This is a genomic window from Bifidobacterium simiiventris, from assembly GCF_019331715.1.
GTDB classification, from domain to species: Bacteria; Actinomycetota; Actinomycetes; order Actinomycetales; family Bifidobacteriaceae; genus Bifidobacterium; species Bifidobacterium simiiventris.
Genome location: NZ_JAHBBG010000023.1, coordinates 1 through 5394, shown reverse-complemented (window position 1 = coordinate 5394; position 5394 = coordinate 1). Strand labels below are relative to the sequence as shown.

The 5394-nt window shown below is 59.1% G+C and carries 3 rRNA genes; all 3 read right to left on the bottom strand.

The window, feature by feature from the left end:
* Positions 1–8: 8 nt before the first annotated feature.
* The 3 genes from rrf to KIH76_RS11400 all read right to left on the bottom strand — a co-directional run bounded on the left by rrf (position 9) and on the right by KIH76_RS11400 (position 5297).
* Positions 9–125: ribosomal RNA gene (rrf, locus tag KIH76_RS11410) — 5S ribosomal RNA — on the bottom strand.
* Between the two features lie 156 nt (positions 126–281).
* Positions 282–3336: ribosomal RNA gene (locus KIH76_RS11405) — 23S ribosomal RNA — on the bottom strand.
* Positions 3337–3766: 430 nt separating this feature from the next.
* Positions 3767–5297, bottom strand: a 16S ribosomal RNA gene (locus tag KIH76_RS11400).
* Together the 16S, 23S and 5S rRNA genes form the textbook arrangement of a ribosomal RNA operon.
* Positions 5298–5394: the final 97 nt, after the last annotated feature.

The following is a 5394-nucleotide window of genomic DNA, read 5'->3' as shown; positions in this document are numbered from 1 at the left end:
ACGTGTAAATGCGGCGGCGTGCTACTCTCCCACACCCTGTCGAGTGCAGTACCATCGCCGTGCCAGGCCTTAGCTTCCGGGTTCGGAATGGGACCGGGCGTCTCACCTGGGCCATGACCGCCGCAAATCTTCAATTAGCATCCCCGGGACGAATCCCGGAGGGAAGGGTGGTGGTTCGGGGACCGGATAGTGGACGCGTTGATTCGTTTCGTGCGCAGTGCTCAATGTCGTGTCGCATGAGCCAGTCGAGTGATGCGTGTCCAACCATGAATGGTCGGATGAGTGTATTGCCTTTTCCCCGTTAGTACCGGTCGGCTCCACCCCTTGCGGGGCTTCCACGTCCGGCCTATCGACCACGTGTTCTGCATGGGGGGTCTCGCAGGTCAAGCCTGCATGGAATCCTTATCTTGGAGCGGGCTTCCCGCTTAGATGCTTTCAGCGGTTATCCCTTCCGAACGTAGCCAACCGGCCGTGCCACTGGCGTGACAACCGGCATACCAGAGGTTCGTCCACCCAGGTCCTCTCGTACTATGGGCAGGCCTCCTCAAGATTCCAACGAGCGCAGAGGATAGAGACCAAACTGTCTCACGACGTTCTGAACCCAGCTCGCGTGCCGCTTTAATCGGCGAACAGCCGAACCCTTGGGACCTGCTCCAGCCCCAGGATGCGACGAGCCGACATCGAGGTGCCAAACCATCCCGTCGATATGGACTCTTGGGAATGATCAGCCTGTTATCCCCGGGGTACCTTTTATCCGTTGAGCGATGCCGCGCCCGTGCGCCGGCACCGGATCACTATCTCCGACTTTCGTCCCTGCTCGAACCGTCGTTCTCGCAGTCAAGCCCGCTTGTGCGATTACACTCGACACCCGATTGCCAACCGGGCTGAGCGGACCTTTGAGCGCCTCCGTTACTCTTTGGGAGGCAACCGCCCCAGTTAAACTACCCGCCAGGCACTGTCCCAGGCCAGGATGACTGGCCGTGGTTAGACGTCAAACGAGAACAGAGCGGTATTTCACCTTGCGACTCCACCCAAGCTGGCGCCTGGGCTTCGAAGTCTCCCGCCTATGCTACACAATCCGCGCCTAACGCCAATACCAAGGTATAGTAAAGGTCCCGGGGTCTTTTCGTCCTTCTGCGCTTAACGAGCATCTTTACTCGTACTGCAATTTCGCCGAGCTCCTGGTCGAGACAGTGGGGAAGTCGTTACGCCATTCGTGCAGGTCGGAACTTACCCGACAAGGAATTTCGCTACCTTAGGATGGTTATAGTTACCACCGCCGTTTACCGGGGCTTGAATTCACCGCTTCACCCAGAGGGCTGACGGATCCTCTTAACCTTCCGGCACCGGGCAGGCGTCAGAGCGTATACAGCGGCTTGCGCCTTCGCACGCTCCTGTGTTTTTGGTAAACAGTCGCTACCCCCTGGCCTGTGCCACCCCCCAAGGCTCCACGCGCGAGGCGCTTCACCCCAAGGGGTCTCCCTTATACCGAAGGCACGGGAGTGATTTGCCGAGTTCCTTGACCAGGATTCGCTCGATCGCTTCGGTATTCTCTACCTGACCACCAGTGTCGGTTTGGGGTACGGGCGGCAAGAGCCCTAACGCCGAAGCTTTTCTCGGCAGCATGGGATCACCGGATTCGGACTTTCGTCCCCATCATCGCGCCTCACCCTCATGCACCCCGGATTTGCCTGGGATGCGGGCCACACGCTTGACCACGGAAAACCACCTCCGCGGCCGGCTACCCTCCTGCGTCACTCCTGCGTCGACCTACTACCGCTACGGTCCCAACAGTCCACGGATCACCAACCCGAAGGAAGGATCACCACGAACCGGAGGTTAGTACTCACGGCCTCGGTTTTGTCGGTCTCAAGCCGGTACGGGAATATCGACCCGTTCATCCATTCGACTACGCCTGTCGGCCTCGCCTTAGGACCCGACTCACCCGGGGACGACGAGCGTGGCCCCGGAACCCTTGGTCATCCAGCGGACGGGATTCGCACCCGCCTCTCGCTACTCATGTCTGCATTCTCACTCCCCAACAGTCCACGGACGTTTACACCCCCGCTTCGCCCCGTTGGGGACGCTCTCCTACCCAGTACAAAGTACTGCCGCGTCTTCGGTGGCGTGCTTGAGCCCCGCTACATTGTCGGCGCGGAACCACTAGACCAGTGAGCTGTTACGCACTCTTTCAAGGATGGCTGCTTCTGAGCCAACCTCCTGGCTGTCTATGCGACTCCACATCCTTTCCCACTTAGCACGCGCTTGGGGACCTTAGACGACGATCTGGGCTGTTTCCCTTTCGACGACGGAGCTTATCCCCCGCCGACTCACTGCCGGCATACACGCCACGGGTATTCGGAGTTTGGCTGCTGTTGGTACCCAGTACGGGCCCGCAAGCATCCAGTAGCTCTACCCCCCGGACGCAATCAACCGACGCTGCACCTAAATGCATTTCGGAGAGAACCAGCTATCACGGAATTTGATTGGCCTTTCACCCCTAGCCCCAGGTCATCCCCCCGGTTTTCAACCCAGGTGGGTACGGCCCTCCACGCGGTCTTACCCGCGCTTCAGCCTGCCCAGGGCTAGATCATCCCGCTTCGGGTCCAGGACACGCGACTTGAAAAACGCCTTTTAAGACTCGCTTTCGCTACGCGTACACCACACGGCTTACGCTCGCCACATGCCACTGACTCGCAGACTCATTTTTCGATAGGCACGCCGTCACCCCGAAAGGCTCCGACGGATCGTAGGCGCACGGTTTCAGGAACTGTTTCACTCCCCTCCCGGGGTGCTTTTCACCTTTCCCTCACGGTACTAGTACGCTATCGGTCGGACAGGAATACTTAGGCTTACCCAACGGTCTGGGCAGATTCACCCGGGATTCCACGAGGCCCGGGCTACTTGGGAACACGATCGGAAGACCCTGGCCCTTCGGCTAAGGGGCTGGCACCCGCTGCGGCCCGGCCTTCAATCCGGTTCGCCTCAGCCAGAGTTTTCTCACTTCCGCCCGGCACGTCGGTACCGGGACACGCGTCCCGCAACACCGGCAGCGCAACCCCCGACGGGTATCACACGCAACCGGTTTGGCCTCATCCGCTTTCGCTCGCCACTACTCACGGAGTATCCTTTCCTGCAGGTACTGAGATGTTTCACTTCCCTGCGTACCCCCCGCAAAACTGCGGTGACCACCCATAACGGTGGCCGGGTTCCCCCATTCGGAAATCCTCGGATCAAAGCCCTGTTGGCGGCTCCCCGAGGCATATCGTCGCCTCACACGTCCTTCATCGGTCCTGTCCGCCAAGGCATCCACCACACGCCCTTGCAAGCAACACACCACAACGGTGAACGTTGCACGCATTCAAACGAGCTGATTCACGCTTGACGACAAATCATCACACTAACGATCACAAAACGATCAAACAACCAGACTCCAAAACGGAGTCCGGCGAAAAAACAGCAGAAAACAAACAAGAAAAACTCTCGCTCGCTTCTGCTCGCGTCCACTATCCAGTTCTCAAACCACCACGCACCACACCCGCAACCGGCCGAATCCGAAGACCCGCGTGCCGGGCATGGGCACGAACCGCACCAAGAACCAACGATCCTTGGGGTGACGGTCCGGGGACCCAAAAGCGCATCCATACCACGACCGCCCGAAGGCAAGCCAACGATCATTTCCACACCAGCAACCCGAGACCAAACCGGACTGTCCGGCCGCTCGGGCACACACCGGATGCCAAACAGCATCCTGAATTCTCCGTAGAAAGGAGGTGATCCAGCCGCACCTTCCGGTACGGCTACCTTGTTACGACTTAGTCCCAATCACGAGCCTCACCTTAGACGGCTCCCCCCTCAAAAGAGGTTAGGCCACCGGCTTCGGGTGCTGCCCACTTTCATGACTTGACGGGCGGTGTGTACAAGGCCCGGGAACGCATTCACCGCGGCGTTGCTGATCCGCGATTACTAGCGACTCCACCTTCACGGAGCCGGGTTGCAGGCTCCGATCCGAACTGAGACCGGTTTTCAGGGATCCGCTCCAAGTCGCCTTGTCGCATCCCGTTGTACCGGCCATTGTAGCATGCGTGAAGCCCTGGACGTAAGGGGCATGATGATCTGACGTCATCCCCACCTTCCTCCGAGTTAACCCCGGCGGTCCCCCGTGAGTCCCCAACCGAATTGCTGGCAACACGGGGCGAGGGTTGCGCTCGTTGCGGGACTTAACCCAACATCTCACGACACGAGCTGACGACGACCATGCACCACCTGTGAACCCGCCCCGAAGGGAGGCGACATCTCTGCCGCTGTCGGGAACATGTCAAGCCCAGGTAAGGTTCTTCGCGTTGCATCGAATTAATCCGCATGCTCCGCCGCTTGTGCGGGCCCCCGTCAATTTCTTTGAGTTTTAGCCTTGCGGCCGTACTCCCCAGGCGGGACGCTTAACGCGTTAGCTCCGACACGGAACCCGTGGAAAGGGCCCCACATCCAGCGTCCACCGTTTACGGCGTGGACTACCAGGGTATCTAATCCTGTTCGCTCCCCACGCTTTCGCTCCTCAGCGTCAGTAACGGCCCAGAGACCTGCCTTCGCCATTGGTGTTCCTCCCGATATCTACACATTCCACCGTTACACCGGGAATTCCAGTCTCCCCTACCGCACTCCAGCCCGCCCGTACCCGGCGCAGACCCACCGTTAAGCGATGGGCTTTCACACCAGACGCGACGAACCGCCTACGAGCTCTTTACGCCCAATAATTCCGGATAACGCTTGCACCCTACGTATTACCGCGGCTGCTGGCACGTAGTTAGCCGGTGCTTATTCCAAAAGTACACTCAACACCCGAAGGTGCCTTGATCCCAATGAAAAGCGGTTTACAACCCGAAGGCCTCCATCCCGCACGCGGCGTCGCTGCATCAGGCTTGCGCCCATTGTGCAATATTCCCCACTGCTGCCTCCCGTAGGAGTCTGGGCCGTATCTCAGTCCCAATGTGGCCGGTCGCCCTCTCAGGCCGGCTACCCGTCGAAGCCACGGTGGGCCGTTACCCCACCGTCAAGCTGATAGGACGCGACCCCATCCCATACCGCAAAAGCTTTCCCACAATCGCATGCGCTCATGTGGAGCATCCGGCATTACCACCCGTTTCCAGGAGCTATTCCGGAGTACAGGGCAGGTCGGTCACGCATTACTCACCCGTTCGCCACTCTCACCCAAAGCAAGCTTTGGGATCCCGTTCGACTTGCATGTGTTAAGCACGCCGCCAGCGTTCATCCTGAGCCAGAATCGAACCCTCCACAAAAAAACCTCGTGAAGAGAACCATTGAATGACTCTCAAAACATCAATTGACGGAACATCCTATAAGGAAGGACGTCCACACAAAAACCTCACCCCTCAT